General features: G+C 66.8%; 1 protein-coding gene. It reads left to right on the top strand.

The genetic code is table 11. The annotated features are described in order from the left end of the window. The coding region (locus tag HMPREF2678_RS09860) for a hypothetical protein (RefSeq protein WP_141747096.1) at nt 1-253 on the top strand (253 nt) is incomplete at both ends.

The following is a 253-nucleotide window of genomic DNA, read 5'->3' as shown; positions in this document are numbered from 1 at the left end:
GGGACCACCACAACCATCGAACCCGGCACCTGGGGCATGCCCGTACGCATCACCGGCCGCGACGGACACACCACCGACTACCAAGTCGACACCTTCGGCATGACCACCGCCATCACCACCGCCGACGGAGCCACCACCACCTACACCTACGACTACCGCGTCACCGGCATCACCCCTGCCAGCATCACCACCCCCGATGGGGCCACCACCCACATCGACTGCGATAACGCCGGCCGCACCATCGCCATCACCG

The sequence above is a fragment of the Corynebacterium sp. HMSC058E07 genome (assembly GCF_001809885.1).
In the GTDB taxonomy this organism is placed as follows: Bacteria; Actinomycetota; Actinomycetes; order Mycobacteriales; family Mycobacteriaceae; genus Corynebacterium; species Corynebacterium macclintockiae.
The sequence above is the reverse complement of the archived record's forward strand: the minus strand, read 5'-3'. Positions and strand labels throughout refer to the sequence as shown.